Source organism: Pseudomonas sp. WS 5532, assembly GCF_012985445.1.
Classification (GTDB): domain Bacteria; phylum Pseudomonadota; class Gammaproteobacteria; order Pseudomonadales; family Pseudomonadaceae; genus Aquipseudomonas; species Aquipseudomonas edaphica.
Window position 1 is genome coordinate 232,347 of the sequence record NZ_JAAQWK010000007.1, and the last position, 26,402, is coordinate 258,748.

Consider the following 26,402-nt stretch of genomic DNA (forward strand, 5'->3'; position numbering starts at 1 on the left):
ATGGCTAGCATATTGATCACCGGTGTAAGCACCGGTATCGGCAACGCTTTGGCGCGCTATCACCTGGCCAGGGGCGACGAAGTGCTCGCGGTGTCACGAAGCCCTGCGGCCAATATCCCGCCACAGGAGCGCTTCCACTTCCTGCGGTGCGATTTGACCGATATCGAGCGCGCGCCGGCAATCTTGCAGGCGTTGCTATCGCGCACCCCTACCCCGGTAGAGACCGTCTACCTGAATGCGGGAAGGTTCGGCAGCGCGCCCCAACTGGCCACGCAGACCTCGATGCAGGAGTTCAATAGCGTCTTGGCGCTCAACCTGGGCGCCGTGAAAATGGTCCTGGACATTATGCTGAGTGCGACGCAGCCCCCCAGTACCGTGGTCTTCTCATCATCGATTTCGGCACTGCGCCAACGTGCAGGGATGCTCTCATATTCGGTATCCAAGGCGGCGTTGAACGCCCTGGCAAAAATCTATCAATTGGAAAACCCACACAGCTTCTTTGCCGTTCTGGGGCTCTGCAACGTCCAAACAACGGTGGCACGAACCATCATGGCGGCGGATGAGCGTTTCAGCGACCTTGTCGCGCTGCGACAACGAGCGGCAACTCCCGGCTACATCGTCGACGCCGAGTCCCGCGCTGGGCATATCGCCTACGTCTTGGCCGAGCGCCATCGTAATGGACTGAAATCGGGAGAGTTCCAAGAAATTCGTGACTTGTTGAACCAGCCACTCCAGGAGGAGACTCGCAATGACCCAATCCACACATGAGAAAATCGTACGCGTCGGCGCTGCATACGACGTTCTTGCAATGGCTCCATTCGCCTTGCCGGTGGTGTCCATCTGGGCCTATTCACTGATCCAATGGCTCGATCATCAACTGGGCTTCGACAGCCCCTTCTCGACGCTCGACCCCACGGCCATGTTCCTGCTCAACATCGGTGCGTGGGCATATCTCGTGTGGGGCTTTGTGCGTTGGCGAGCCCCCACACGCGAACACGCCCGTCTCAGCGCCTTGCTACGCGTGATCGTAGTGGTATTGCAGGTAGTGGCCGTCAGCGGTGGCGCTTCGCCGTTCTTGCTGGTGCTGGGTGCCGTTCAACTGGTGCTGGCGGTACTGGAGTTTTCCCACGGATTATTCGAGCGCAACGTCGCCAAACCCACCCAACAAGGGGCCCGCTCTTCCTGATCCTGCCGGGCCCCCATTGTGGGCCCTGTTTCACTTAACCACCGGCGCATGCTCGGCCATCAATTCTATTACCCAGTCGATAAATACCCGCACCTTGGCGCTGACGTGGCGATTCGGCGGGAATGCCAGATACATCGGCATTGGCGCCATGTGCCAGTCCTCAAACAGCGGCAGCAGCTCGCCGCTGACCAGGTGCGGTTTGGCCATGTACTGCGGTAGCCAAAGCATGCCCAGGCCAGCCAGGCCGGCGGCGAGGTACGCATTACCGTCGTCGACCGTCAGTTGCGGGCGACCCTGGGCCTCAATGCGTTCCTCACCCCGCTGCATCGCGTAGGGCAAGGATTTGCCGGTACGAAACCAGAGGAAGCCAACGGTACTGTGCCTGCCCTCCTCCATCTCACGAGGGTGCGCCGGCATACCGAAGCGCTGCAGATAGCCGGGCGCGGCATACATGCCGATGTTCAGATCGCCCACATGCCTTGCCACCAGGAACTGATCGGTGATCTCGCCGCCGCGCAACACGCAGTCGACGTTTTCGCCAATGATATCGACGATGCGATCGCTCGCGCCCACGGTCAGCTGGATTTCCGGGTAGCGTGCAAAGAACCCCGGCAAGGCGGGTATCAGCAGCATTCGCGCCAGCGGGCTGGGCACATCCACCCGCAGCCGCCCGCGCGGTGTCATCGACGCGCTGGACAGGCTGGTCTCGGCGTCGTCCATATCGACCAGTAGCCGGATGACGCGCTCGTAGTAGGCCGCGCCGTCGGCGGTGACGTTGACCTTGCGTGTGGTGCGGTTGAGCAAACGCACACGCAGCCTCGCTTCCAGTTGCTGAACGAGCTGCGTCACGGTGGTCTTGCTCATGTGCAGGGTGGCTGCCGCCTTGGTGAAGCTGCCGGTTTCCACCACTCGGGCAAAGGCCTGCATTGCATCGAAACGGTCCATTTCACGCCTCACTCGGATCTGGATAGTTTGGATTCTACAAACAGTCATGACCAGCGTTGCGCGTTTATTCAGGTCGCTCGTCTTTTTACACTGGCTCCATCGTAAACAGCGGGCCGCGATGGCCCCCGAAGGAGGTATGCAATGACCCGCAAACGTGATGTCGTTTTCCCGCCTGACCGCCATGCACTGTACGAGCTCCACCGCTACTCACCGGCGATTCGCTCCAACGGTTTTCTGTTCGTATCCGGTCAGGTCGGCAGCCGCAAGGATGGCTCGGCCGAGCCAGACCTCGCGGCACAGGTTCGCCTGGCCTTCGACAACCTCAACGCGATCCTGGCCGAGGCCGGCAGTAGTTTCGAGGATGTGGTGGACACGACCATCTTCATGGTCGACCCCGACTCAACATTCGAAACAATCTGGGAAGTAGCGGCCGAGTACTGGGGCGAAGCTCCCTACCCGACGGCGACCGCTATCGGCGTGACCTGGTTGTCCGGCTTCGACTTCGAGATCAAGGTGATTGCCAAACTATCCCCATAAACTCAGCTCAGGCCTTCTCCGACCGACAAAGGGAACCCTCTTGTTTTTTCTGAAGTGACCCTCCGCTCCCGGTCGGTTTATGCCTGATGTCATCGCCTGCTTCTGGCCAGGCTGTGTGAAAACACATGTTTATAACGATTCGGCCATGGGGGTATTTGTCTAGGTTTTGAGGCACCATATCGTCTCTAGGAAGCCAACAGCTCGACGCAGCTCGCAAACCAAATCAGGAAGAATGCTCCATCAGTAGATAGGGGTGTTCGTCACCGGGGATTGAGTTCCATACCTTCGACCTTTACCAGGGCATAGTGAAACAGCTGGTTGAACCAGGTTCGGCATTTTTCAGCCATGATGAAGGCTTTGCGTTGTTCGATGGTATTGAGAATGGCCAGCAGGTCATGGCGGGTGATGCTTTTGATAGGACGTTCAGCGAGGGTCGGCAAAATGTCTTTTTTGAAGACCCTGAGGATTTGCGAGAGGGAGGTTTGGCGACCTGAGGGGATCCAGCAACAATACGAATTCGAGTCTGTCGGTTAGACAGTACTTAAAACGATACTTAAACGTACCGGATTGCCCTGGATTCCAGTGGTTTTCCGCAGAAACGAAAAAAGACGCCTAAGCGTCTATTTCGTGGATCCCAGCGTCCAGTGGACATCTGTGGATCAAATTTTGGAGCGGGAAACGAGACTCGCATCTGGTGTCCGACCTATTGAAATCTAAGGGGTTTCATTTCTTTCCCAAGCAGGAAAGTACTTAATTCTGGACTTGTTTTCGGAGCATCTCAAGGCCAAAAAATTGATCGAACAGCAGCATTCATGATGCCTGAACCCGTAGGCGCTACTGGATGCTCATCCCCCCCATGCAGCTATCAACGGATAGATGAGCTCAGGATTAATGTTTAACCTTCAAAAGAACAGCAACACCGAGGACAGCGGAAAGAATAGAGCCCATAAGCACTCCAACTTTCACCTCATCGACCAAATGCGGGTTATCCGGGAAGGCGAGCGCCCCGATGAACAGGCTCATTGTGAAACCAATGCCGCACAGCAGCGCTACACCGTACAGCTGAGACCAATTACATTGCTCAGGCAGCTTGGCCAGCCCTGTGCGAATAGCCAGCGCAGCCAAACCGAACACGCCAATTTGCTTGCCTAGCAATAGCCCAAGCGTTACTCCCAGAGGTACCGGGTCGATCAGGTTATTGGGCGAGATACCAGCAAGAGAGACACCCGCATTGGCAAAACCGAAGATGGGCACAACGGCGAAAGCGACCCACGGATGCAACTTTCCTTCCAGGTAGATGAGCGGTGATGTGCGCTCGCTGCTCGCCGTCCGCATGGGAATGCACAGTGCGAGAATGACACCTGCCAGGGTCGCGTGGATACCGGACTGAAGCATAAAGAACCACAGCAGACCGCCCGCTATCAGATAAGGCCAGAGCCGGGTCACACCGAATCGGTTGAGCATCACCAGGAACACAATAACGCTCAGTGAGGCCAGCAACATGCTGACCGACAAGCCGCTGGTGTAAAACAGGGCGATGATCAGTACGGCGCCAAGGTCATCAAGAATCGCCAGCGCGGATAGAAAGATTTTCAACGAAATGGGCACACGTTTACCGAGCAGCGACAGTACGCCCAAGGCAAACGCGATATCGGTCGCTGCAGGAATAGCCCAACCCCCCAAGGTTTCGGCATTGCCCCAGTTGACCGCAATGTAGATCAAAGCAGGCACCAGCATACCGCCTACCGCGGCGAACCCTGGAAGTGCGCGCTGGCTCCAGCTCGATAATTGGCCAACCAGCATTTCACGCTTGATCTCCAACCCGACCAACATGAAAAAGACAGCCATCAGGCCATCATTGATCCAGTGCTCAATCGAGAGGCCAACGACTTTTACGTGCAGTGACGAGAAGTAAATGTCTGCCAACGGGGAGTTGGCGACGAGGAGTGCTATCGAAGCAGCGGCCATGAGTATCAGGCCACCCGCGGATTCCGCGGCCAGGAATCGGGAGAAAAAAGCACGCGTGTCGCGTGATTCACGATGGCCGTGGGTTTTATCCGGACGTGAAGATTTCAAGCTCATAGGCACAGCCACTCCGCGCGGCGGCCCGACCTGCGCTGAATTAAACCTGCCCTCCCGCGTTTTGCGGTGACACCCATGGGCGCATTCTACATGATACGTTCGTGCAATCCCGCCTATCGGTTGTGCGCGTGCGCTACTGCCGGTTATTATCCTGCGGTCTATCGACGACACGCCAAAGGAGTTACCTTGCCCCGTTCCAGCTGGCTGCCTACGCCGCCATAGCGCACCGCCCCCTCGCACGCCCCTGACCGCCCCCTAGCTGCGGTCGTATTTTGCCGCGCCTGCTTTTTTGGCCGCAGCCACTCCACAACTCAATTGAAGACAGATACACACGCACTGCTCAGCGCCCACCGCTGCGCGGGATGTGGTACCTGCCATGGGTGAATCAATGTTTGAAAAGATCAAAGTCGCTTGGCTGTCGAATATCCGAGCCGATGTCCTCGCGGGCCTCGTTGTCGCACTGGCCCTTATTCCAGAGGCTATTGCCTTTTCTATTATTGCCGGCGTCGACCCAAAGGTTGGCCTTTATGCCTCTTTCTGTATCTGCACTGTGATCTCGTTTGTTGGGGGGCGTGCGGCGATGATCTCGGCGGCCACCGGCGCCATGGCATTGCTCATGGTCAACCTGGTCAAGGATCACGGCCTTCAGTACCTCCTCGCAGCCTCGCTGACGTGCGGCGTACTTCAAATCATCGCGGGCTATCTGCGGCTGGGCGAGCTGATGCGCTTCGTATCGCGATCAGTCGTCACAGGTTTCGTTAACGCCTTGGCGATCCTGATTTTCATGGCGCAGCTGCCAGAACTCACCGGGGTAACCTGGCCCGTTTACGCCATGACTGCTGGCGGACTGGCGATTATTTACCTGTTCCCAAGGCTGCCGGGCGTAGGAAAACTGCTCCCCTCGCCGCTCGTATGCATCATCGTGCTGACGGCGATTTCGATCTACATGGGCCTGAATATACATACGGTAGGCGACATGGGTTCGCTGCCTGATAGTCTGCCGATATTCTTGTGGCCAAGCGTGCCGCTAAACCTTGAAACACTGATCATCGTACTGCCGTACTCTGCCGCGCTGGCAGTGGTCGGTTTGCTGGAGTCGATGATGACAGCAACCATCGTCGACGACCTGACAGACACGAGCAGCGACAAGAATCGTGAATGCAAAGGCCAGGGTATCGCCAACATCACCAGCAGCCTCATTGGCGGCATGGCAGGCTGCGCGATGATCGGGCAGTCGATGATCAACGTTAAATCTGGCGGACGAACACGCTTGTCTACGCTGAGTGCAGGCGTTTCACTGCTGATCATGATGATCTTCATGGGCGACTGGCTCGCCCGCATACCGATGGCCGCGTTAGTCGCCGTGATGATCATGGTCTCCATCAGCACCTTCAGTTGGGACTCCATCCGCAATCTCAAAGACTATCCGCTCTCAACGAACATCGTGATGTTGGTCACGGTGGTCGTGGTCGTCGCGACCCATAACCTGGCCTACGGCGTTGTCGCAGGCACCTTGCTGGCCGCCATGTTCTTCGCCAACAAGATCGGACATTACCTGGAGGTCACTTCTCAGCGTGACCCCGCACATGCCCATCGCACTTACTACGTCACAGGCCAGGTGTTTTTTGGCTCAGCGGACAGGTTCACTCATTCGTTCGATCTTAAGGAACGACTGGAGACCCTGACCATCGATCTTCGAGAGGCCCACTTTTGGGATATCACTTCAGTCGCTGCGCTCGATAAGGTCGTGCTCAAGCTACGCCGAGAAGGGGTTCACGTAGATATCATCGGGATGAACCAGGCTACGTCCACGATCGTGGATCGCTTTGGCGTTCACGACAAACCCGATGGCATAAATAAGTTGATGGGGCATTAAGCGGGCCCGCGCAAACCTGTTCATTGCACTCAATCGAATAGATTGCAGCCCACAAAGACGTCATGTGACGGTGACATATTCGATCGAAGGGCTATGCAATCGGCAGGTTTTGGCGGTTTTGTTCTAAAAGCTTGTTAGGATAAAGGCGTTTACATCTCGTTTTACCATAGGAACAGCGGGGATAATCACAACTACACGTTAAGACGTGCCAACAACAAGGAGATTCTTATGGTTGAAAAGCCTACGGATGATCGGCCTAACACCCCTCACATTGCCAGTGAGGACGGTATTCCGGCTCCAAGTGGAGCTGCCAATCTGATCGACACCGACTATGTTATTGGTCAAGACAATATCAAGGGAGAGTTTTCGTTCTCGCTCGATATCCACGGCAAAGTATTTATCATTTCAGCCGCCACAATTTTACTGTTCGTGATTCTGACATTGGCACTGCAGAATGAGGTAGAACCTCTCTTCAGCGCCATCCGGAACTGGTTGACTAGTCACCTCGCCTGGCTCTTCATGAGCATTGCGAACGTTTTTGTGGTGCTGTGCATTGCGTTGATTTTCTCCCCATTGGGAAAGGTGCGTTTGGGCGGCAGAGATGCCAAACCAGACCACTCCTACGTCGGATGGTTTTCAATGCTGTTTGCCGCGGGCATGGGCATTGGCTTGATGTTTTATGGCGTCGCCGAACCCATGTCGCATTACGCGGCGTCCATGGGAGGCGTGACAGTCGATGCGAGCGGCGTGCGTACGGACTGGGCGCCGTTGGGCGGTGCAGCAGGCGATATGAAAGCATCCGCCGACTTGGCAATGGCCGCTACGATCTTTCACTGGGGACTTCATCCATGGGCGATCTATGCGATTGTGGCGTTGTCCCTGGCGTTGTTTTCTTACAACAAGGGCTTACCGCTTTCGATACGCTCGATTTTCTATCCACTGTTGGGTGAGCGCGTTTGGGGCTGGCCGGGGCATATCATCGATATCCTGGCGGTATTCGCCACGCTATTCGGGTTGGCAACCTCTCTGGGCATTGGTGCAGAACAGGCTGCCGCGGGGATTGAATATCTCTTCGGGATACAATCGACGAATCTCAGTAAAGTCGTTCTTATCGTTGGCATTACCTTGATCGCGCTGTGGTCAGTCCTTTCCGGTTTGGACAAGGGCGTCAAAATGCTTTCCCAGATCAATATGGGACTCGCATTGCTCTTACTGGTGTTTATCATCGTAGTGGGACCGACCTTGGCCATCTTCACAGGGTTCTTCAAGAACCTGGTGACGTATGTTGAATACCTGCCGGCACTGTCAAATCCATTCGGCCGCACTGACACCCAATTCACCCAAGGCTGGACGGCCTTCTACTGGGCGTGGTGGATCAGTTGGTCGCCGTTTGTGGGCATGTTTATCGCGCGCGTCAGTCGTGGTCGAACGGTCAGAGAGTTTCTGATCTCGGTCTTGCTCGTTCCCTCAGTGGTGTCTGTGCTGTGGATGACAACGTTCGGCGGAACTGCCATTGACCAAACGACCTTACAGGGCCTGATGGGCGTCAAGGACGCTGTGCTGGAGCTGAAGTTGTTCGCCATGCTGGGAGAGCTGCCGCTTAAAGAGATCACCTCCTTCCTGGGCATCGTTCTGGTCATTGTGTTTTTTATTACCTCCTCGGACTCAGGCTCCTTGGTAATCGACACGATCACCGCCGGCGGCAAGGTGGATGCGCCTGTGCCTCAACGAGTGTTCTGGGCAGTCATCGAGGGCGTGATTGCGATTGCCCTTCTGTTGGGTGGGGGGCTGGTGGCACTGCAGGCAATGGCAGTATCCACAGGTTTACCTTTCGCAATCGTTCTGATGCTCGGGTGTGTATCGCTGGTGAAAGGACTGATGTCGGAGCCTCGTTAGCGAATCGGGCTTTCGCTGTCAGCGCACAGCAAACAACCCCTGACGCCATCGCCTGGAGCGATGGCGTCAGCCTGAGCGGCCGACATTTACGACGAAAAAACCCTCTCCGTAAGAATTTGGTACATGCCTGCATGACCGTTCACGTTCCGGTTTCCAGCAGAGTTCCATATTAGAAACTCAAACGTAGAAAAGCACTGTCGCACTGGATATCAGCAAATGCATCACCGGATGCGCGCAGGCGACTTAGCAGAGCAGTTAAAAGCGAGAGGCCTGATTAAGTTTATTAACGTCAGGTCGATAGTCTAGATACCTAGATCATTCCTTCGCAGTCAGGAAGCTCGCATGCACCTTAGAAATCTCAACGTAGCTCCACGCGCTTCCTTGTTTTTTGCGTCAATCATTCTGTTGGTCTTTGTGCTCGGCGCAGTTGCTGCTGTGCAGATGGGCAAGCTGCGGGACGCCGAAAAAGATGTCGAAACCAATTGGCTTCCAAGTGTCCGACAAACGGCACTGATGAACGTTGGAGTAATGCGGCTCAGACTTGAAACTCAACGTGCACTTGCTGACCCTCAAGCACTTCAATCGACGGTTGCGTCCTTCGCAGGTTACCGGAAGACTTTCGCGGATGCGGTTCTGAATTATGAACCGCTAATCGCTAACAACGACGAACGCACGCGTTATCTAGTAGTGAAAGCATCCGCCGATGCGTATGCCAAACAGCTGGATATCCTAGAACCTTTGATGGCGCGCGGTGACATACCTGCCGCTGTCAACCTGGTGAGTACAGGTATCCGGCCGTTGACTAATAGGATGGAGGGTGAAATCAAAGCCCTGACTGACTTCAACAACGACGGCGCCACAGCGGCTGGGCAATACGCAACCAATACTTACTCCGACGGTATCTGGGTAATCATTGGCCTTATTTCAGTTGTCGTAGTCCTAACTGTGGCGTTGGCAACACTTCTGACCAAGAGCATTACGACCCCAATCGGTGCAGCGTTATCTGTGGCAGAACGCATCGCCGGCAGTGATCTCTCCAAAGAAGTGCACGTCAGCGGGAAGGATGAAGCCGGACGCCTGTTAAAAGCGCTGGCCCAAATGCAAGAGAACCTTCGCAGAACCATCATGCAAATCGGCGACTCATCTACACAGCTGGCCTCAGCCGCAGAAGAAATGACAGCGGTCACTGAGGAATCCAGTCGAGGTCTCATCTCCCAAAATGATGAGGTCAACCAAGCTGCCACTGCGGTAACTGAGATGAGTGCGGCGGTTGATGAGGTGGCCCGTAATGCGGAGTCGGCCTCGGAAGAGTCGCGTCGCACCCAGGGCTTTACTGAGACCGGTTTAGAGCGAGTCTCTCAAACGTTGAAGTCGATTCAAAAACTCAGCGGCAATGTTGAAGCCACGAGTGACAAGATTCAGGTTTTGTCACAGCGGGCTCAAAGCATCAACAAAGTCGTCGAAGTGATTCGTGCAATCGCAGAGCAAACTAACCTTCTGGCGTTGAACGCAGCGATTGAAGCTGCCAGGGCTGGTGAGCAAGGCCGCGGCTTTGCAGTCGTTGCTGACGAGGTCAGGGCGTTGGCGCACAGAACGCAGTCTTCCACTCAAGAGATCGAACAGATGATCTCCGCAATGCAGAGCGATTCAGCTGAAGCAGTCGAAGCCATGAGTAAAAGCAAAGAGCTAGCAACCCAATCCCTCGATGTGGCACAGGAGGCCAGCAGTTCACTGGATCAGATCGCCAAGGCCATTACGCAGATTAATGAGCGAAATATGTTGATCGCAACTGCGTCTGAAGAACAGGCCCATGTTGCCCGAGAAGTTGATCGTAATCTCGTCAGCATTCGAGAGCTTGCCGTGCAAAGTTCTGCAGGCGCCAGTCAAACAGCCAGCGCATGCGGGGAAATGTCAAAGCTGGCGGTTGATCTTAATAAGATGGTGAATCGCTTCGTTGTTTGAAAAAAATGACGCAGTACACGCGATGTGTGCCTGGCGCGATGAGGGCTCTCAAACGGATCATGAGACACGCTGAGTGCTTGACCGGAAGTCTTTTGAAAGCTCAATGGCCGAGGTAATGGCAGCCCGCGCTTGCGGGCTATTCCTCCCGCACATTGATCCGGTTACGGCCGATGCCTGAGCCAGGATGTCACAAGCATTCACCATACTGACCGCTAGTGAGTCAATGCCTACAGGAATATCGGTCGGACAGGCGCTAACGTTTCACTATCAAGCGGTGACTCAGTTCCATAACTCGCCAACAGGCGTTGACGCTGAGTAATAAGTCGCTACCTGCGCCTGCAACAGTTCTGCGGTTGCCAGGGCATCGGTTAATGCATGGTGAGCGTGATAAGCCGGAAGACCAAGGCGCGCCCGGCTATCCGCCAGCCTTATGGACGGTTGTGAGCGCTCCATAAGTCGGGCGAACCATCCACGTTTTTGCCGATGTAGTCGGGCTTCCAGTTGCATCGTATCAATGACCGGGAATTCAAACCCCTCCCCTAAATGCCTACGCACTGCCTGATCCAAAAAGGCTCGCTCAATATTCCGATAATGGACGACCATCACCTTGCCTGCCATGGCCTCCAGCAATGGGGCCAGCACCTGCTCAAAGGTGGGAGCATCTGAAATTTCAGCATGGGTTATGTGATGAAACGTCACCGACTTTTCATTCAACTCGGACGCTGGTTTTATCACCCAGTAAAGCGAATTCCCACAATAAATGCGCTGCAGCGTGAACGGCATTACCCCGATGCTCACAATACTGTCAGCCTGTGCATCAAGGCCGGTGGTTTCCACGTCCATGGCCAGCAGTTGCAAGCTGTCAATGGAGGTCTGTGCCGAGACCGCGCCGGCTTGATAGAACTGTCGCAAGCGGCTGTTAACGGCATTGTCTGCCAGGGTCTCGAACCTGGAAGACCACTCCAGCACTTTATGATTGGGCTGCGCTTTCACGTGTTTCATGACGACAGGCGACCCTTTGACGGATAACGGAAGCGCAAGAAATTCTGGCCATTACTCAAGACCTGAAACGCCTCTTTGAGATTATGTCGTTCACTGTTGGAAAAGCGTTCCGGCTCGACATAATTATTGAGCGCCGCTCCCTGCTCCAGTGCGTCAACCTGATGTCGAATTCGCACCATCGACAGGAACTCCAGCGCGTATCGGAGTTGCTTTAATGCTTCAGGCGGAATGACGTTGCTGTTCGCGATGGCGTCCATACGATCAAATGAATTCTGCGCGGTACTGCCACACGCGAGCGCGTGGATGCGGATCAGGTCTGTCAGCGGTGCGGTACCTCGCCCCTTCAGGTTGATGATCCGTTTGTGCTGTCCGTCTGTCTCAACCACAAAGGTCCGGAAAAAGCCCAATGGCGGCGTCCGGTTAAGGGCAATTCGAGCCATGGCACTTAGAAAAACAGGATGTGCGCTGGATTTTCGAGCACACAGAACTTTCAGTTCCTGAACAAGCTCGAGCTCGCCAAACACACCATCCAGATCGAAAAAAATACAACTATTGAGCAACGTCTTGGGGTTTGGCTTTTCGATCCACTGATCAAAATAACTTCGCCATACCTTCAACGGCTGACGCCACTGATCGTTCGTCGCCATGATTCCGCCTTTGCAATAGCTGTAACCGCATGCGGCCAGGCCATCACTCACAAACGTCGCCAACGCTCGGAAGTAAGCATCGTGCTGGATTGGATCGAAGCGGTCGTCGAGCACCAGAGCATTATCCTGGTCCGTCACCAACAACTGCTCATCACGCGCCATGGAACCCAACACCATAAAGCAGTAAGGCACCGGAGGCGGCCCCAGTTTTTTCTCTGCGAGCTCCAGCAAACGCTGGGTAAAGGCCCGGCCAATACCGGAAATCGCGCTACCAATCATGTGCGCCGTCGCGCCGTCACGCACCATGCGAATGTAGGTTCCGCGCAGGTCACGCAAAAGCGATTTAAGGCCGTCGACCGAAGTCTGGTTAGAAATTCTGTTTACCAGATACAAACTGCTGTGTGACTCGTAGCGGATGATATCCGACAGGTTGATCAGCCCAATCGGATGGCCATGATGGACCACCGGCAGATGGTGAATATTACGGCGCAACATCACCAGCATCGCTTCAAACACTGAGTCGTCTGCGCCTATCGTTACCGGCTCGGCCGTCATGATGTCTCGGGCAGCCGTTTCGTCAGCGTTTCGGCCGGCCGCGACAACACGTGTGCGAAGGTCCCGATCCGTCACGATCCCTTGGATTTCAGCCGCCTGCAAGCCCGCTGATGACATCACTAGAACGCAAGAAACGCTTTGTTCTGTCATGATTTTTGCCGCGTCGCCGACGCAGGTATCCGACGTGACCCACACCAAGGGCCGAGAGATAAGGCCTCGGCATTTGAGCTGAATAAGCTCACTGGCACGCCCCTGCGCCTCAACGGCAGTCTTGAGCCTGGAGTGCCCCTCAGCTTCAACGAAGTCGGCGAAAGCATCATGCTGCGCGCAAAGGTCAGCGAACACGTCGGCGGGTATGTAATAGATCAGGCTATCTTCCAAGGCCCGGGCGGGAAAACGCACCTTGTTACTGCGCAACAAACCGGCCTGACCGAAGAGGTCGCCTTCGACAAGTCGGTTGTAGAGCTCGCCATTGCGCCGGTAAATCTCCACCGCACCGCTACGCACATAGTGCAAGTCATGAATGATCGCGCCCGCTTCAAGGATGTCGCTGCCGGCCTTGAAATAACTCACTTCTACCCGCCGAGCGATGGCGTCTACCGATTCCTTTGGCAGCGTATCAAATGGAGCAAAACGATAGAGGTGGTCGCTGATCTCCTGTAACTCGATTTGCATGAAACCTCGAAATGCTGAAAAGAATTAAAGTTACGAGCGCCCTACATCGCAAAGGGCAGTGGCCTTTCTGTGTCGCCCACCACATCACATCCCGATACGAGGATCAAGCGCCACGTCTGATCTACGCTATGAGTGGCAACAACTGCTGCGTAACGGCGGGCCGTCATATTTATAATCCCGGCAGGCGCGGCATTCACTGAATGCACAGCGCTGACGGCGGTTATTTCTGAACGGTCAGAAGCATTTGCGATCTGCATTGCCGAGGGTGCTTTCCTCATCCTGTTTTATTGGAGCGGGTCAATGCTGGACATTATTGCAATCTTCCTTTGCATCACGGCAGTACTTGCCTATCTCAATCGGCGCTACGTCGGCCTGCCATCCGCCATCGGTGTGATGGGCATTGCCTTGGGCCTGTCACTATTGAATATGGCATTCGATGCGCTGGGCTTTCATGCCTTGCATACCCTTGAGCAGTCGCTGGTGGAGTCCATCGACTTTTCCGAACTGCTGATGCAAGGCATGTTGTCATTGCTGCTCTTTGCTGGGGCGTTGCATGTGGACCTATCGGAGCTGCGGGCCTACAAATGGCAGGTTGCATCCTTGGCGGTAGTAGGGACAACGCTCTCAACATTGTTCATCGGCTTCGGGCTCTGGGCGTTGTTGTCCCTCACAGAACTGCAGCTACCGTTGTCTTATTGCCTGGTGTTTGGCGCGCTGATCTCCCCCACCGACCCCATCGCCGTGATGGGTATTCTGAAATCTGCCGGCGCGCCCCATAGCGTGGAACTGGTCATTTCCGGTGAGTCACTGTTCAACGACGGCGTGAGTGTCGTGCTGTTTTCGCTGATCGTCGCAATGATCGCCAGCGGGGAGACACCGTCGGTTATCGGTGCATCGCATCTGTTACTCAAGGAAGCCGGAGGCGGTGCTCTGTTAGGCGCCTGCGTGGGCTATATCACTTACAGAATGCTCAAGAGTATCGATAGCTATCAGGAGGAAGTGCTCATCACCTTGGCCGCTGTTCTCGGCGCCTATGCACTCGCCACTCAGTTCCATGTTTCCGGCCCATTGGCGATGGTGGTGATGGGACTGATTGTGGGTAACCAAGGGCGCTCCCATGCCATGTCCGAGCAGACTGAAAAAAACCTGGACATGTTCTGGGAACTGATCGATGAAATACTCAACGCAGTGCTGTTTGTATTGATCGGGTTGGAAGTCGTTTTGATCCAGTTCTCTAACCCATTGCTCACCACTGGCCTGCTGGTCATATTGCTGACGTTGTTATCACGATTGTTGACTGTAGGGGTTCCCATTGCGGTATTGGGTAAACGCTTCCGCCTACCGGAAGGTGCCTGGAGTGTGATGACCTGGGGCGGCCTGCGGGGCGGGATATCGGTGGCATTGGCGTTGTCGCTGCCCCCAGGCGCGGCTCGCGATATCGTGGTTTCCCTGACGTATCTAGTGGTCGTTTTTTCTATCCTGATCCAAGGCATGTCGATCGGTAAATTGGTCAAGAGAGTCATTCCGTGTGCTGCAAACAAAGACGCTGGATGAACCCTTGACCAGACGACAGACTCCATTAAGGATAATTAACTCACCGCCTTCGTTTCCCTGAATCCGTGCGATGGGTCCCATCGCGTTATTTGCAGGAGGTATAAAAATGCTCGCACGCTGGCGCTGGGTTTTGCACCAATTGACCAAACGGCTGTGGTTCAGGGCGAGTCTGTTTTCCTTGCTGGGTATTGCCACCGCGTTACTCGCCGTTGTCTTCAAGGACTACATTCCCGAATCGTTGCCCGCCCGCATCGGTGCCGACGCCGTCGATAAGATTTTAGGCATCATTGCCTCAAGCATGCTCGCGGTGACGACCTTTTCGTTAAGCACCATGGTCACCGCCTACGGTGCAGCGAGCAGCGGCGTGACACCCCGCGCCACTACACTGGTGATGGAAGACACCACGACACAAAATGCCCTGGCCACCTTTATTGGCTCATTCCTGTTCAGCCTGGTGGGGATCATTGCGCTGAGTACCGGCGCCTACGGTACACAAGGGAGGGTTTTGCTATTCGCGGTAACCATTGTCGTGGTCATTCTGATTGTCTACACGCTGCTACGCTGGATCGATCATTTGTCCAAGCTTGGGCGGGTGGGAGAAACTATTGACCGTGTCGAGCAGGCAGCCATTGATGCCATTAACAATCGAGTCCAATGGCCGCATTTGGGGGCAGCCGCCTACCCTTGCGAGTCAGTGATCCCCAGTTCTGCGCTGATCATCACAAGCCTCCACACGGGGTACGTCCAGCACATTGACGTTCAGGCGTTAGGCGTGATCGCCAACACAGACGAGATACAGATATTTATGGACGTCTTGCCGGGAAGCTTTGTGCATATCGGCATGCCGCTCGCAAGAACCGTTAGCTTAAGCAAGGCACGCGGGGAGGAACTGGCGTCGAGCAACGAAAAAATCATTGCTACCCTGGCTATCGGCGTGCGTCGAACGTTCGAACACGATCCCCGGTTCGGCTTGTCAGTGTTGTCGGAGATCGCCTCCCGCGCCTTGTCGCCGGCCGTCAATGACCCCGGCACCGCCATTGACGTCATTGGGCGCGGCGTCAGAAGCCTGACATGTTGGGGTACACCTAAAGAACCCGCTGCGAAAATCGACGCTGACTGCCAGCACGTTTACCTGCGCGGTTTAACCGTGGATGACCTGTTCGATGACTTCTTCGCACCGATTGCCAGAGATGGCGCGGGTCTAGTGGAAGTCGACCTGCGCATGATGAAGGCCCTTGTAAGCCTGGCACAGATAAACCCGGCGATGTTCAGGGGTGCCTGTACCCGGCACGCAGAACTGCTGCTCAAGCACGCGAACACTGCACTTGTACTCGAAGAGGACCGGCACAAGCTCAGAGCAGCGGCGCGACCGCTGCTGCACTGACCCAATCTACGTGTTGGCTTTTTGCGCGGCGGCGCCACTGCCGTCCGATTGCAGAAAGCCACGCGCCAACTGCTGATAGAGCTCGGGGCCCATCCTGGCACTGACTGCTTTGGCAATCAGTGCAACAGCCATCAGACTAATAACCATGCCATGGCTGTCGATCATCTCCATCACGATGATTGCAGAGGTGATTGGCGATTGCGTGACTGCTGCCAGAAACCCCACCATGCACAGTGCAATGATGGGCTGTGCCGCCAAGGCGAAGTATTCAGCGACATTGGCACCGACAGCGGCGCCTACCGCCAAAGAGGGGGCAAAAATACCGCCCGGTATGCCGGAAAAATAAGTCACAACGGTCGCAAGAAAACGCGTAATCGGCGCGTGCCACGGCAAACCAACATCGGACACGATGATCTGGGAGGTGATCCCGTAACCGCTGCCAAAGGACATCCCACCGCTGAGCCAACCGAGAATCGCCACGATCATGCCGCAGCCACCTGCGAACCAGACTGGATGCAGGCGGCGCCATTCCCAGACGACAAAACTGCGATACCGCTGTGGCCATAGGAGCATCCGACTGAACAATCCCCCCATAACACCACAGCCAATACCAATCGCCAGTATCGGAAGAACGATATCGAGATTGGCCTCTTGTACGTCGAAGTGTCCGAAATAGTTGTAGTTGCCCTGCAAGGCTATCGCGACCATACCCGACAAAATGATCGTGCTGAGCAACACCCCGCTGGTGCGGGTTTCCAACTTGCGCCCAAGCTCCTCCACTGCAAAGGCTACACCGGCCAAGGGCGTGTTGAAGGCAGCAGCAATACCCGCCGCGCCACCGGCCAGGATGAGGTCTTCAGGGCGAATGATGCGTGCGTTGGGCAGGTAACGGTGAAAGAAATGCATGATCGAGGCGGCGACTTGCACCGAAGGGCCTTCACGCCCCGCTGAAAAACCACCGGTCAGGGCCAGGGTACCGAGCCCTATCTTGGCGAAGGCCAGACGCAACGATACCAACTTATTCACGGGCTTGCCCTGGTGGGCCAACCGCGTAGCCGCGATCACCTGGGGAATACCGCTACCTTGAGCCCCTGTAAAAAAACGCGAGGTCATCCACACCACAAACATGCCGATCAGCGGCGTGTAGATAAACGGCAGCCACGGCCGGGCGACGGCCTGTTGGGCGAACTGCATCAGCGCCAGGTCAGCCAACCGGGCGAACATCACTACCAGCAACCCTGCGAGGGTAGCAGCGACCCAGAGTGTCACCCGAGTACGCCATCGGATCGAGGCAAAGCGACGACGTATCAGCAATATCGGTTTGATCACCCGAGCGGATTCCCGTTGTTGAGGTTCAATAACATGCAAAAACAAGATTAACGGGTTAAACGGTCACGTCCAACCGGCAGTGACCAGATAACTATAGCTATTCACTCCCGGCTCAGGAGCCCCACCACGTCGATTTTGTTTTGTGAGTAAGCCAATTTGCGTGGGCGCATACCAAGGCGAATGTCAGCAAGAAGAAAGCCAGATAGGTTGTCACTATTTACGCTCATGTCAGTCAGCTCGTTCGGCTGTTATTACGAATATATCCGTGCAGGCGAGATGGCCGGGTTAAGGTGGGTTAAGAAATAGTTAGTATTCGCGCGCAACTTGGAGCAATAAGGTTCGCTTGCACTGGATGTCGGCATTGAGTCGGGAGCACTGAAAAACACGCACGAATGGAGGAAATTATGAGTAATGCGTTGGTCATTGAAGATGATCAGGTGACGGCCGAAATCATTGTCGCTGAACTCCAACGCCACGGTTTCAGCTCAAAGTGGGCTGCCACTGGACGCGACGGACTGGCCTTGGCGATTGCAGGCGGTTACGACGCGATTACGCTGGATCGCATGTTGCCGGACTTTGACGGGCTGACGATTGTCAGCACCTTGCGCAGTCTCGGGATTCAGACGCCGGTCCTGATGATCAGTGCTCTGTCAGATGTGGATGAGCGCGTCCTGGGACTTCGTGCGGGCGGCGATGACTACCTGACCAAGCCATTTTCGGCCGTCGAGATGGTCGCGCGCCTTGACGCATTGCTCAGACGCACCGCCGCAGACCCCAGCAACCCACACCTCAGTTGCGGCAACCTGCGACTGGACTTGGTGGAGCACAAGCTGACGCGCAATGACGAAGACATCCAGTTGCTGCCCACCGAGTTCAAACTGCTCAACTTCCTGATGCGCAGTGCCGGCCAACTGGTCACTCGTACCATGCTGTTTGAAGGCGTCTGGGGCTATCACTTCGATCCCGGGACAAACATCATTGATGTGCACATCGGACGACTGCGTAAAAAGCTGGAAAGCGACAAAGATTCACCTGTGATCCATACAATACGCGGTGCCGGCTATGTCCTCGCTACCAAAAAATGAGGAATGGCGCTCGTCCGGTAGTCGATTGATCGGGTTTTACGCGGTGTTCTTCGTGGCGTGGGGAGCACTCTTTACCGGTGTACTGTACTGGGAAATCTCCCACTATCTGGGCACGGTTGCCGAGCGTACGTTGTTGCAACGCGCCCACTATTATCAAAAGGTCGACGACTCGAACCTGCTTGCTGAGTTGGCGGCGAGTGAGGCTTACTCGACCCCCGGGATCGACGCCTACGGTTTATTTGGACCCGATGGCACCCATGTCGCCGGCGACCTGCTGAAACTGCGCTCCAACCTACCCGACGACGGCCAGGTTCACTACCTTGAGCGCGGCCTGAGCATTGCGTTACCCAGCACCGAAACCCGAAGCAGCTATGCCTTGCTGGCACGGCGCCCTGACGGACATATCCTGATTTTGGCACGTGACGGCGGGTCGATTTCCGCCGTGGGTGGCATTATTGAGCAGGCCCTGATGTGGGGGTTGTCATTAACACTTATCCCCGGTTTGATTGGCTGGCGCTTACTGCGACGTCGCCCATTGCGTCGTGTCAAACGCCTGCAGCTGTGTACCAAAAGTATCGTTTCGGGCAACTTGGCTGAGCGTTTGCCGTTGTCAGCACGCCGCGATGAACTGGATATGCTGGCCAACGCCGTCAATACGATGCTTGATCACATAGAGCAGTTGATGCATGAGGTGAAAAGCGTCTGCGACGGTATTGCCCATGATTTGCGCACACCCTTGACACGCTTACGCGCACGGCTCTATCAGCTCCAGCAGTTACCGCTGGCCCTAGAACATAAGCAGACCTTGAATCAGGCGTTTGAGGAGAGCGAGTCGATCATGGTGCGCTTTCAAGGACTGCTGCGGGTCGCTGAGCTTGAGGATATTCGTCGCCGCTCTGCCTTTGCGCCCTTCCCGATCATGACGTTGTTGAAACAGGCGCATGAGTTTTACGAACCGATGGCACTGGACCGCGCCCAAACGCTTTCGCTGGACATTCCCAGCGATTGTCCCCAGGTGTATGGCGACTCTTCGTTACTGTTCGAAGCGCTGGTCAATCTGCTCGATAACGCCATTAAATTTACCCCGGAGGGCGGCCATATCGAATTGCGGGGGAGCATCAAGGACTCAACTGTCATTATTGAAGTAGTGGACGATGGTACCGGCATCCCTGAAGCGGACCGTACGCATGTCATTCGCCGGCTCTATCGCGGCGAGGGAAGCCAGATAAACCCAGGCCACGGCCTAGGCCTGTCGTTAGTCGCCGCCATAGTGAAATTGCACGGATACACACTGGATATCCACCCCGGTGCCTCGGGCAGGGGAACACGCGTATTGATTCACTGCCCGATGTTCAGCGGTCAAGCCACGGATCGATCTGTACCTGAACATTAAATTTTACTTAATACTGGTTAATTTGAGCGCCTCGGCGCCCAGGCCTAGTTTGGCAGCACATATTGCTGACCCAAGGCCTTTTGCTTGTGAGATATCTGTTGTTCCTGCGTGTCTTAACCGTGCTCTGTGTAACACCACCGCTTCTTTGGGCGAATGCCGCTCTGGCTGCCAACGCGACCATGGGGACAATGATCCCCGCTGCGCCGAAGCTGGGAGCCGAAGCCTGGATACTCATAGACGCGAAAACGAACAGGGTCATTACCAGCCACAACAGTGATGCACGCCTACCACCGGCCAGCCTGACCAAGTTAATGACTGCGTATATCACGACGCATGAGCTTAAGTCTGGCCTGATAAGCGCAAATGATGAGGTCGTCGTGAGCGAAAATGCCTGGCGTACAGGCGGCTCACGGATGTTTCTCAAGCCCGGCAGCTCTGCTTCGGTTCACGATTTGCTAAGCGGCGTGATCATCGACTCAGGCAATGACGCGAGCGTTGCGCTGGCCGAACATATCGCTGGAAGCGAAGCCGGGTTTGTCGGGATGATGAACGCAACCGCTTCAACACTGGGAATGCTCAACACCCACTTTATGAACTCCACCGGCCTACCGGACCCGGAGCACTATTCTTCCGCACGTGACATGGCGACCCTGGCTCGAAAAGTCATCAACGAAGGGACCACCTACTACCCTCTTTACGCCAAGAAAACCTTCACCTGGAACGGCATTCAGCAATCCAACCGCAACGCGCTTTTATGGCGTAACTCCACCTATGACGGCTTGAAGACCGGGCACACAGAGGCGGCGGGCTACTGCTTGATCGCCTCCTCACAGCGGGATGGGCAACGTTTGATCAGCGCAGTTCTGGGCGCCAGTAGCGCCCATAAGCGTACGGCAGAAACAGAGAAACTGATGGGTTACGGCTTTCGCTTCTACGCCACCCAAACCTATAAGAAAGGTGGCGAAGTACTCTCGCAGGTGGCGCTCTGGAAAGGCATACAACCCTATGTGAATGTGGGTTTACTTGAAGACATGACCCTCACGCTGCCCAAGAATAAAAATCGTGACGTCGAGATGCACCTGGCGTTTGATGGCCCCATCGAAGCCCCTATCACGGCAGGCACGGTCGTCGGAAGACTCGACCTGTTCGACGCCGAGCATAAGCTGGGGAGTCGGCCATTGGTGGTTCTTGTGGACGCGGAGCAAGGTCATTGGTGGCGACGTTGGTGGGATACCGTGCATTTGTTTTTTACCCGGACGATCCGCGGTTGGTTCGATGGGGGTCAGATAACGTGAATAGTGAGGAGAAGGTCATGAACTCCGATGATCTACGCAAAGAGCTCGCGCTTTCAAAATTCTTCGAAGGCGATTCATCCCTCAATGACGCTGTACAGGGACTGAGTCAGGCTGAAAAGAAAATGTGTATCGAATCGGCCTTTGAACAAGAGGCCGCAAGGCTTGGGGTAGAAGTGTGGGAGCTGACGCTGACAATGATTTCGCAGTCTCCCCAAGAGCTGAAACGCCTGACCATGGCGTTCCATCGGGAAGTTTCAGAGATGGTTGAGATGGCATGGAAGGATTACTGCACGCTAAATGGGATCACCGAGTAGCCTTTGGGTCGCACATGCATCGGCGCTTCGCATCGCGACGGCCCTGAGTGCTGACCCTCTATCTTGGCTCCAGCCTATCAACAGTGAACACTCAATATCTCCAGAATACCGGCGTTATGAGCACTAACACTGTCAGGATTTCCAGCCGTCCAAGTAGCATGCCTATGGTCAATAGCCATTTGGCGGCATCCGGCAGTGATGAAAAATTACCGGCCGGCCCAATGATTGTGCCAAGCCCAGGCCCGACGTTACACACCGCCGTAGCGGCACCGCTCAACGCCGTTGTCCAATCCAGCCCAATCAGACTCAAGCCCAAGGCAATCACAGCAATCGTGATGGTGAAAAAGAATGAGAACGTCAAAAGCGAACGTAAGATCTCTTCGTCGATGGGGTGGCCATTGTACTTTTTCTGAATCACGGCGCGCGGGTGGATCAGTTGCTTCAAACTGCTCACCAGCAAAGTTGCCGCCACTTGAAAACGGAAGATTTTAAGACCCCCCGCTGTGGAGCCTGAACAGCCCCCCACAAAGGTCAAATAGAAAAAAAGCAACACGGAGAAACTGCCCCACACGGTGTAATCGCCGACGGCGACGCCGGTGGTGGTGACAACCGATGTCACATTCACCGCCACGATACGAAATGCATCCCACCATCCATAATCGCTGTGAAGACAAAGCCAAGTACCTACCGCCAACCACGCGAAGACCAAGAACCCAATAAATCCACGAACCTGGTGATCCTTCAGCAGCGCGCGCCGATGGCCGCGTAATGTCGCGACGTATAACGTAAAAGGCAGGCTACCCAGAATCATGATGGCAACTGCCACCCAGTGAATAGCAGGCTGTGTCCAATGCCCAAGCGAGGCGTCCGACGTCGAGAAACCACCGGTAGAGATCAACGACATGGCGTGATTGAAGGCATCAAATGGCGTCATCCCGGAAATCCAGAGCGCGAGCGTTCCGCCCCCTGTGAGTCCCAAATAGAGAAACAGAATGTATTTGGCTGCCACATGGGAGCGCGGCGTCACTTTTTCCGACCAGTCTGAAGACTCTGTCTGGAATAGCCGCATGCCCCCTACTCGCAGCAGCGGTAGAATCGCCACGGCCATGCCGATAAAACCGATCCCACCCAGCCAGTGAAGCATCGATCGCCAGATCAACAGCCCGGGCGAGGCAGTGTCCAAACCACTCAACACCGTTGAGCCGGTGGTTGTGATGCCAGACATCGTTTCAAAAAAGGCGTCGGTGTAACTGATATGACTGATAAACACCATTGGCAACGCCGCGAAGATACACACCACCACCCAACTGCCGGTCGTCAGCAGGTACATGTCCCTTGGGCGAAGTTGAGCGGTCTCTGGGCGCCCTCGCATGACCAGCAACAGGCCGCAGATGAACGTAATCAAACTGGACCAAAGAAAGGCGGACAAATCGTCGCTGCGCTCATAGATCATCAAGGTGATCATGGGGATGGCCATGCTGATGGCCAACGTAATCAGAAACAGACCTAAGACAAAGCCGATGAGTCGTATTGCCGCGTGGGACATAAACAATAACCTGGCAAGTTAGCGCCGCGAAGTATCGCGGCGCCAAAACGTCTCATCCGTAAATTTTCCGTAAATTTTTTACTGCCGACGGGTCGCTTCGTCAACCTTAGCCTATTCCAAAGACTGCGCGGTTAAGGAACGTTACGTCAGCCTTTTTTCAAACCGCCATTGATCACACGCTTACCGGACTCAGAGTCGTTGAACAGCTGCCGTAATGCAGCAATAACGCCCGTCCTGCCTGCTCCATTCTCACAGACCAAGACGTTGAGGCCGTCCTGGAATTCGATGGTGAAAGCATCACCGAAATACTTGAAACCACTGATATCCAATGTTCGTAGGTACATGAGAGCCTTGCTTCCCCTATCTGGCGTATTCGTTACAAGAGAGTGACGCCAAGCCCAAAAATGCCATATAGCCTGCATGCCTGGCCTTCAAAAAGGCCGTGCTATAGGCTTTTTTGCAGCACAGAACCGATGCGAATTCCTGTGGCACTTACGCGCGCAAGCCACCGTATTACACCACCGGTTGAATCTGATCAGCTTCAAGCTCTAGCGCAACCTCTGTCGCCACATGGTTGGTGATGCCGAAAGGAATGTGCACGGATGGAGCAACCGCGCTAGTCGATTTAAGGTGCCCTGATTGGTCATCGAAGAAAATGTGCGGCTTCAACACGCCCAAAATTTTCCCTTTCTCGATGCCACCCAGAAAGAAGGCGTCATTGGCCATGACACCCCAACTCTTGAGTGTATTCATCGCACGCTCATGAGATGGAGCATTGCGGGCCGTGACGATCGAAACGCGTATGCGGTTTTCGTATTTAGAATTGAGCTTTTTGTGCTGCTCCTCGACCGACTGGATCTTGGATATCCGCACCATGAACTCCTTCAGCGGCCCAGGGTTATGGGGTTGCATAACGTTCTTCACTTCGTGCGCATGGAACTCGGACAATCCCGAGGCCTGCATGATTGTTTCAGACTCATCGCCGGCGAGTACGCCGTCAAAGTCGAATGCGATGCGCAGGGTTTTATCGGATTCGTCGTCTTCGAATTTTGAATCGAGCACTTGGCCTGCCGGGTACCCGGCCTTGATAGCCGCTTCCACGTCTTTTTTGTCGCCCGACAGAAATAAAGCGATATTCAGTGCCGGTATGTATTCGTACGGGGACTTTCCCTGCATGAAAATCGCCCTTGTCATCCCAAGCCCATAGTGCTCGATAGTCTTCAGAACGCGCAGCCCAGTGTCGGGATCATTTCGCGAAAGAAGTATTACCTCGACAAGCGGATCAGTAGGATCGACGCTCAGGTCATTCACTGACAGTAAACGCTTGATGAACGGAAACGCGATCCCCTTAGGAAGCGGGACGTGGAGATTTTCCTGCTGGAACTTGCGGTATTCCTCTTCACCCTGACTCTGAAACACTGCGTCCGATGCCAGCAGATCAAACACAGCGCTGGAAGCCACGCCGATCACCAGGCGATTTTCTAACTCGTAGGGCATTGGAACCTCTCTTGATGCCTCTAAACGCAAATATTGATGGGCACCGATCGATTTCAGGGCGGATCGAGAAGCACACATCGCGCGCCTCCTCCCACGCACAGTCAGGCATATCAATCTTCAAATCAATCTGCAGGTTGCTTTATTAATAGGTGGATCACTTTGGCCCTTGCTGATTGGCGCCGAGTCGGCCATCACCTGATCGCCGGATGTCGGCCCCAAGTTATTCTCCAAGCGAAAATGGCATAATATGCCAACAATCGAAGGTACCTGTTTGCATAGAACTGGAGCTAGTTATGGCGACGCGAAACGTTGTGCTCACCCCTCACCAGGAACAGGTTATCCAGGACCTGGTTCAGTCCGGCCGTTATCAGAATGCCAGCGAAGTGATGCGAGAAGGTTTGCGTCTATTGGAACAGCGCGTCGCCGAAGACACCGCCAAAATTGAGGCCCTGCGTCAGGCGACCTCGATCGGCATCATGGACCTTGAGCACGGGCGCTTCACTCAGTTGAACGAAGGGGATCTGGAGCATTTCCTTGAGGGATTGAGCCAGGAGGCAACGATCCCCGCGAGAGAGAAACACTGAGCATGTCGCAGTATCGGATTTCCAACGCGGCGCGCGCCGACCTTGTCGACATCCTCAGGCTCTCCCAGACGCAGTTCGGCGATCAAGCACGCCAGCGCTACCAGGCGCTGATCCTCGCGGCGCTGCAAGCGATTGCCGACACGCCTTATCGCATTGGCAGCCACGAACGCGATGAGCTTGCACCGGGCCTTCGCAGCTATTACCTCATGTATTCACGCCAGCAGGCCAAACAGCCCCATAGGACGGCCAAAAGCCCACGGCATATCGTGTTCTATCGCGTGGCAAACGACGACGTGATCGAGGTCGTCAGACTCCTGCATGACGCCATGGAAGTGCAATTGCACTTGCCTAATGACTTATCACCGACCTGGCCCGACGGCTTAACTGGCCATGAGCAGCGAAGGTAAGGGGTCCGCCTACACATCTCAACCTGAGCGCCCTCGCTGTCAGCCAACTCGACGGCCAATTGAAGCGGGAGGTTCTGGCCCGAACGGACCAGAGCCCCCACGACCAGAAACGCGACGCTCAACGTTGCACACCACTTTTCAATGCCGAACAACCGCTTCTTTGCCAGGCGCCTAGCATCACGCTCCAACTGCCGATAGACACGCGGATCGATGCCACTGGCGACCAGTGCCCTGGCAACATCACGCAGAGCGCGAGCATCTCGCAGGCTAATTTCAGGATAAGTACCGAGAGAAATACGAGGTTGCTTACCCGCCCAGGAAAAGCGGAAGTGCCAGCACTTGGCGCCTTTTGTATTCACAAAAAGAGCGAGGCCATCGTAATCAAGGAGGGTGTAGTCCTTGGCACGGGGTTTGGCGTGTCGGACTGCCGTATTGGTGAGGGCCATCGTACAATCTCCGTCTCGGTTGAATAGAGGAGATTTGTACGGTATCCAGAGGGGTCAGTCCCACGAAAAAGTGATCTACCAAGCGACGAATTAATGTACTAAACGATGTACTAAAAAATCGTGGCTGCGAGTACTTTCGAGAAGAACTTACTGGAACGAAAAAAGAGGCCGAAGCCTCTTTTTTGGGTTTCTACATACTTCAATG

22 protein-coding genes and 3 pseudogenes are annotated in these 26,402 nt (G+C 55.1%); 14 read left to right on the forward strand and 11 right to left on the reverse strand.

The genetic code is table 11. The features are described 5' to 3' along the window. Together HBO23_RS14720 and HBO23_RS14725 are read left to right on the forward strand one after the other, a co-directional pair. Nucleotides 1-768: an SDR family oxidoreductase gene (locus HBO23_RS14720; protein ID WP_170038699.1), complete on the forward strand. Its 768-nt coding sequence runs from the start codon at nucleotides 1-3 to the stop codon at nucleotides 766-768. After that, nucleotides 749-1,186: a hypothetical protein gene (locus HBO23_RS14725; RefSeq protein ID WP_017139026.1), complete on the forward strand. Its 438-nt coding sequence runs from the start codon at nucleotides 749-751 to the stop codon at nucleotides 1,184-1,186. The genes HBO23_RS14720 and HBO23_RS14725 overlap by 20 nt, the downstream gene beginning before the upstream one ends. Nucleotides 1,187-1,216: 30 nt before the next feature. Here the strand turns inward: HBO23_RS14725 and HBO23_RS14730 are convergent, their stop codons facing one another. Continuing rightward, the gene (locus tag HBO23_RS14730; protein ID WP_099547689.1) at nucleotides 1,217-2,131 is read right to left on the reverse strand and encodes a LysR family transcriptional regulator; all 915 of its coding nucleotides are present in this window, start codon (nucleotides 2,129-2,131) and stop codon (nucleotides 1,217-1,219) included. 141 nt (nucleotides 2,132-2,272) lie between these two features. Between HBO23_RS14730 and HBO23_RS14735 the strand changes: the two genes are divergently transcribed. Further along, on the forward strand, nucleotides 2,273-2,668 hold the full coding sequence (locus tag HBO23_RS14735; RefSeq protein WP_099547688.1) for a RidA family protein: 396 nt from the start codon (nucleotides 2,273-2,275) through the stop codon (nucleotides 2,666-2,668). 260 nt (nucleotides 2,669-2,928) lie between these two features. On the opposite strand, the gene HBO23_RS33635 is transcribed toward HBO23_RS14735, so the two are convergent. Both HBO23_RS33635 and nhaA read right to left on the reverse strand, forming a co-directional pair. Next, complete coding sequence (locus HBO23_RS33635; RefSeq protein WP_017139023.1) at nucleotides 2,929-3,108, reverse strand: hypothetical protein; 180 nt, start codon at nucleotides 3,106-3,108, stop codon at nucleotides 2,929-2,931. A 448-nt stretch (nucleotides 3,109-3,556) separates the two neighbouring features. After that, complete coding sequence (gene nhaA / locus HBO23_RS14745; protein WP_170038701.1) at nucleotides 3,557-4,750, reverse strand: Na+/H+ antiporter NhaA; 1,194 nt, start codon at nucleotides 4,748-4,750, stop codon at nucleotides 3,557-3,559. Nucleotides 4,751-5,138: 388 nt separating this feature from the next. Between nhaA and HBO23_RS14750 the strand changes: the two genes are divergently transcribed. From HBO23_RS14750 to HBO23_RS14760, 3 genes are all read left to right on the forward strand, one after another. Further along, a complete protein-coding gene (locus HBO23_RS14750; protein ID WP_170038773.1) occupies nucleotides 5,139-6,626 on the forward strand; it encodes a SulP family inorganic anion transporter in 1,488 nt (495 codons plus the stop codon). Nucleotides 6,627-6,854: 228 nt separating this feature from the next. Further along, a complete protein-coding gene (locus HBO23_RS14755; protein ID WP_170038703.1) occupies nucleotides 6,855-8,522 on the forward strand; it encodes a BCCT family transporter in 1,668 nt (555 codons plus the stop codon). A gap of 342 nt (nucleotides 8,523-8,864) precedes the next feature. Further along, complete coding sequence (locus HBO23_RS14760) at nucleotides 8,865-10,484, forward strand: methyl-accepting chemotaxis protein (RefSeq protein ID WP_106118389.1); 1,620 nt, start codon at nucleotides 8,865-8,867, stop codon at nucleotides 10,482-10,484. A gap of 57 nt (nucleotides 10,485-10,541) precedes the next feature. On the opposite strand, the pseudogene HBO23_RS33875 reads toward HBO23_RS14760, so the two are convergent. The 3 genes and pseudogenes from HBO23_RS33875 to HBO23_RS14770 all read right to left on the reverse strand — a co-directional run. Continuing rightward, nucleotides 10,542-10,715 (reverse strand): annotated as a pseudogene (locus HBO23_RS33875) (helix-hairpin-helix domain-containing protein); the annotation flags it as partial. Between the two features lie 48 nt (nucleotides 10,716-10,763). Next, complete coding sequence (locus tag HBO23_RS14765) at nucleotides 10,764-11,486, reverse strand: 3'-5' exonuclease (RefSeq protein ID WP_106118390.1); 723 nt, start codon at nucleotides 11,484-11,486, stop codon at nucleotides 10,764-10,766. Continuing rightward, a complete protein-coding gene (locus tag HBO23_RS14770) occupies nucleotides 11,483-13,363 on the reverse strand; it encodes a DUF294 nucleotidyltransferase-like domain-containing protein (protein ID WP_106118391.1) in 1,881 nt (626 codons plus the stop codon). The genes HBO23_RS14765 and HBO23_RS14770 overlap by 4 nt, the downstream gene beginning before the upstream one ends. Before the next feature lie 300 nt (nucleotides 13,364-13,663). Between HBO23_RS14770 and HBO23_RS14775 the strand changes: the two genes are divergently transcribed. Both HBO23_RS14775 and HBO23_RS14780 read left to right on the forward strand, forming a co-directional pair. Then, nucleotides 13,664-14,917 carry a sodium:proton antiporter gene (locus tag HBO23_RS14775; RefSeq protein WP_106118392.1) on the forward strand — a complete coding sequence of 418 codons (1,254 nt, stop codon included), beginning with the start codon at nucleotides 13,664-13,666 and terminating at the stop codon, nucleotides 14,915-14,917. Nucleotides 14,918-15,023: 106 nt separating this feature from the next. Further along, complete coding sequence (locus HBO23_RS14780) at nucleotides 15,024-16,301, forward strand: DUF2254 domain-containing protein (protein WP_106118393.1); 1,278 nt, start codon at nucleotides 15,024-15,026, stop codon at nucleotides 16,299-16,301. Nucleotides 16,302-16,307: 6 nt separating this feature from the next. Here the strand turns inward: HBO23_RS14780 and HBO23_RS14785 are convergent, their stop codons facing one another. Then, nucleotides 16,308-17,630, reverse strand: a complete 1,323-nt coding sequence (locus HBO23_RS14785) for a chloride channel protein (protein WP_170038705.1) — start codon at nucleotides 17,628-17,630, stop codon at nucleotides 16,308-16,310. A gap of 404 nt (nucleotides 17,631-18,034) precedes the next feature. On the opposite strand from HBO23_RS14785, the gene HBO23_RS14790 reads away from it, so the two are divergent. The 4 genes from HBO23_RS14790 (at nucleotide 18,035) to HBO23_RS14805 (ending at nucleotide 21,717) form a co-directional block, all read left to right on the forward strand. Continuing rightward, entirely contained in the window at nucleotides 18,035-18,715 is a 681-nt protein-coding gene (locus HBO23_RS14790) for a response regulator transcription factor (protein WP_083359030.1), read from the forward strand. Beyond that, nucleotides 18,693-20,108, forward strand: a complete 1,416-nt coding sequence (locus tag HBO23_RS14795; RefSeq protein ID WP_170038707.1) for a HAMP domain-containing sensor histidine kinase — start codon at nucleotides 18,693-18,695, stop codon at nucleotides 20,106-20,108. Before HBO23_RS14790 ends, HBO23_RS14795 begins: the two co-directional genes overlap by 23 nt. 179 nt (nucleotides 20,109-20,287) lie before the next feature. Then, nucleotides 20,288-21,403, forward strand: a complete 1,116-nt coding sequence (locus HBO23_RS14800; RefSeq protein WP_262378191.1) for a D-alanyl-D-alanine carboxypeptidase family protein — start codon at nucleotides 20,288-20,290, stop codon at nucleotides 21,401-21,403. Between the two features lie 17 nt (nucleotides 21,404-21,420). After that, on the forward strand, nucleotides 21,421-21,717 hold the full coding sequence (locus HBO23_RS14805) for a DUF6388 family protein (protein WP_170038711.1): 297 nt from the start codon (nucleotides 21,421-21,423) through the stop codon (nucleotides 21,715-21,717). Nucleotides 21,718-21,808: 91 nt separating this feature from the next. Here HBO23_RS14805 and HBO23_RS14810 read toward each other — a convergent pair whose 3' ends face one another. From HBO23_RS14810 to HBO23_RS14820, 3 genes and pseudogenes are all read right to left on the reverse strand, one after another. Continuing rightward, a complete protein-coding gene (locus tag HBO23_RS14810) occupies nucleotides 21,809-23,263 on the reverse strand; it encodes a TrkH family potassium uptake protein (protein WP_170038713.1) in 1,455 nt (484 codons plus the stop codon). 170 nt (nucleotides 23,264-23,433) lie between these two features. Continuing rightward, a pseudogene (locus HBO23_RS14815) lies at nucleotides 23,434-23,607 on the reverse strand (AAA family ATPase); the annotation flags it as partial. A 169-nt stretch (nucleotides 23,608-23,776) separates the two neighbouring features. Further along, on the reverse strand, nucleotides 23,777-24,760 hold the full coding sequence (locus tag HBO23_RS14820) for a 5'-nucleotidase (protein ID WP_170038775.1): 984 nt from the start codon (nucleotides 24,758-24,760) through the stop codon (nucleotides 23,777-23,779). Nucleotides 24,761-25,053: 293 nt separating this feature from the next. Between HBO23_RS14820 and HBO23_RS14825 the strand changes: the two genes are divergently transcribed. Together HBO23_RS14825 and HBO23_RS14830 are read left to right on the forward strand one after the other, a co-directional pair. Continuing rightward, entirely contained in the window at nucleotides 25,054-25,344 is a 291-nt protein-coding gene (locus HBO23_RS14825; RefSeq protein ID WP_170038717.1) for a type II toxin-antitoxin system ParD family antitoxin, read from the forward strand. 2 nt (nucleotides 25,345-25,346) lie between these two features. Further along, nucleotides 25,347-25,751, forward strand: coding sequence for a type II toxin-antitoxin system RelE/ParE family toxin (locus HBO23_RS14830; protein WP_170038719.1), 405 nt, complete (start codon nucleotides 25,347-25,349; stop codon nucleotides 25,749-25,751). 200 nt (nucleotides 25,752-25,951) lie between these two features. Here the strand turns inward: HBO23_RS14830 and HBO23_RS14835 are convergent. Next, nucleotides 25,952-26,197: pseudogene (locus HBO23_RS14835) on the reverse strand (Arm DNA-binding domain-containing protein); the annotation flags it as partial. Nucleotides 26,198-26,402: the final 205 nt, after the last annotated feature.

What these genes read in the sequence shown, in the direction of transcription:
- nhaA (WP_170038701.1), bottom strand. Translation starts at nt 4,750, where the DNA reads ATGAGCTTGAAATCTTCACGTCCGGATAAAACCCACGGCCATCGTGAA.
- HBO23_RS14810 (WP_170038713.1), bottom strand. Translation starts at nt 23,263, where the DNA reads ATGTCCCACGCGGCAATACGACTCATCGGCTTTGTCTTAGGTCTGTTT.
- HBO23_RS14795 (WP_170038707.1), top strand. Translation starts at nt 18,693, where the DNA reads ATGTCCTCGCTACCAAAAAATGAGGAATGGCGCTCGTCCGGTAGTCGA.
- HBO23_RS14750 (WP_170038773.1), top strand. Translation starts at nt 5,139, where the DNA reads ATGTTTGAAAAGATCAAAGTCGCTTGGCTGTCGAATATCCGAGCCGAT.
- HBO23_RS14820 (WP_170038775.1), bottom strand. Translation starts at nt 24,760, where the DNA reads ATGCCCTACGAGTTAGAAAATCGCCTGGTGATCGGCGTGGCTTCCAGC.
- HBO23_RS14775 (WP_106118392.1), top strand. Translation starts at nt 13,664, where the DNA reads ATGCTGGACATTATTGCAATCTTCCTTTGCATCACGGCAGTACTTGCC.
- HBO23_RS14755 (WP_170038703.1), top strand. Translation starts at nt 6,855, where the DNA reads ATGGTTGAAAAGCCTACGGATGATCGGCCTAACACCCCTCACATTGCC.
- HBO23_RS14760 (WP_106118389.1), top strand. Translation starts at nt 8,865, where the DNA reads ATGCACCTTAGAAATCTCAACGTAGCTCCACGCGCTTCCTTGTTTTTT.
- HBO23_RS14790 (WP_083359030.1), top strand. Translation starts at nt 18,035, where the DNA reads ATGAGTAATGCGTTGGTCATTGAAGATGATCAGGTGACGGCCGAAATC.
- HBO23_RS14825 (WP_170038717.1), top strand. Translation starts at nt 25,054, where the DNA reads ATGGCGACGCGAAACGTTGTGCTCACCCCTCACCAGGAACAGGTTATC.
- HBO23_RS14765 (WP_106118390.1), bottom strand. Translation starts at nt 11,486, where the DNA reads ATGAAACACGTGAAAGCGCAGCCCAATCATAAAGTGCTGGAGTGGTCT.
- HBO23_RS14830 (WP_170038719.1), top strand. Translation starts at nt 25,347, where the DNA reads ATGTCGCAGTATCGGATTTCCAACGCGGCGCGCGCCGACCTTGTCGAC.
- HBO23_RS14800 (WP_262378191.1), top strand. Translation starts at nt 20,288, where the DNA reads ATGGGGACAATGATCCCCGCTGCGCCGAAGCTGGGAGCCGAAGCCTGG.
- HBO23_RS14725 (WP_017139026.1), top strand. Translation starts at nt 749, where the DNA reads ATGACCCAATCCACACATGAGAAAATCGTACGCGTCGGCGCTGCATAC.
- HBO23_RS14780 (WP_106118393.1), top strand. Translation starts at nt 15,024, where the DNA reads ATGCTCGCACGCTGGCGCTGGGTTTTGCACCAATTGACCAAACGGCTG.
- HBO23_RS14720 (WP_170038699.1), top strand. Translation starts at nt 1, where the DNA reads ATGGCTAGCATATTGATCACCGGTGTAAGCACCGGTATCGGCAACGCT.
- HBO23_RS14735 (WP_099547688.1), top strand. Translation starts at nt 2,273, where the DNA reads ATGACCCGCAAACGTGATGTCGTTTTCCCGCCTGACCGCCATGCACTG.
- HBO23_RS14770 (WP_106118391.1), bottom strand. Translation starts at nt 13,363, where the DNA reads ATGCAAATCGAGTTACAGGAGATCAGCGACCACCTCTATCGTTTTGCT.
- HBO23_RS14805 (WP_170038711.1), top strand. Translation starts at nt 21,421, where the DNA reads ATGAACTCCGATGATCTACGCAAAGAGCTCGCGCTTTCAAAATTCTTC.
- HBO23_RS14730 (WP_099547689.1), bottom strand. Translation starts at nt 2,131, where the DNA reads ATGGACCGTTTCGATGCAATGCAGGCCTTTGCCCGAGTGGTGGAAACC.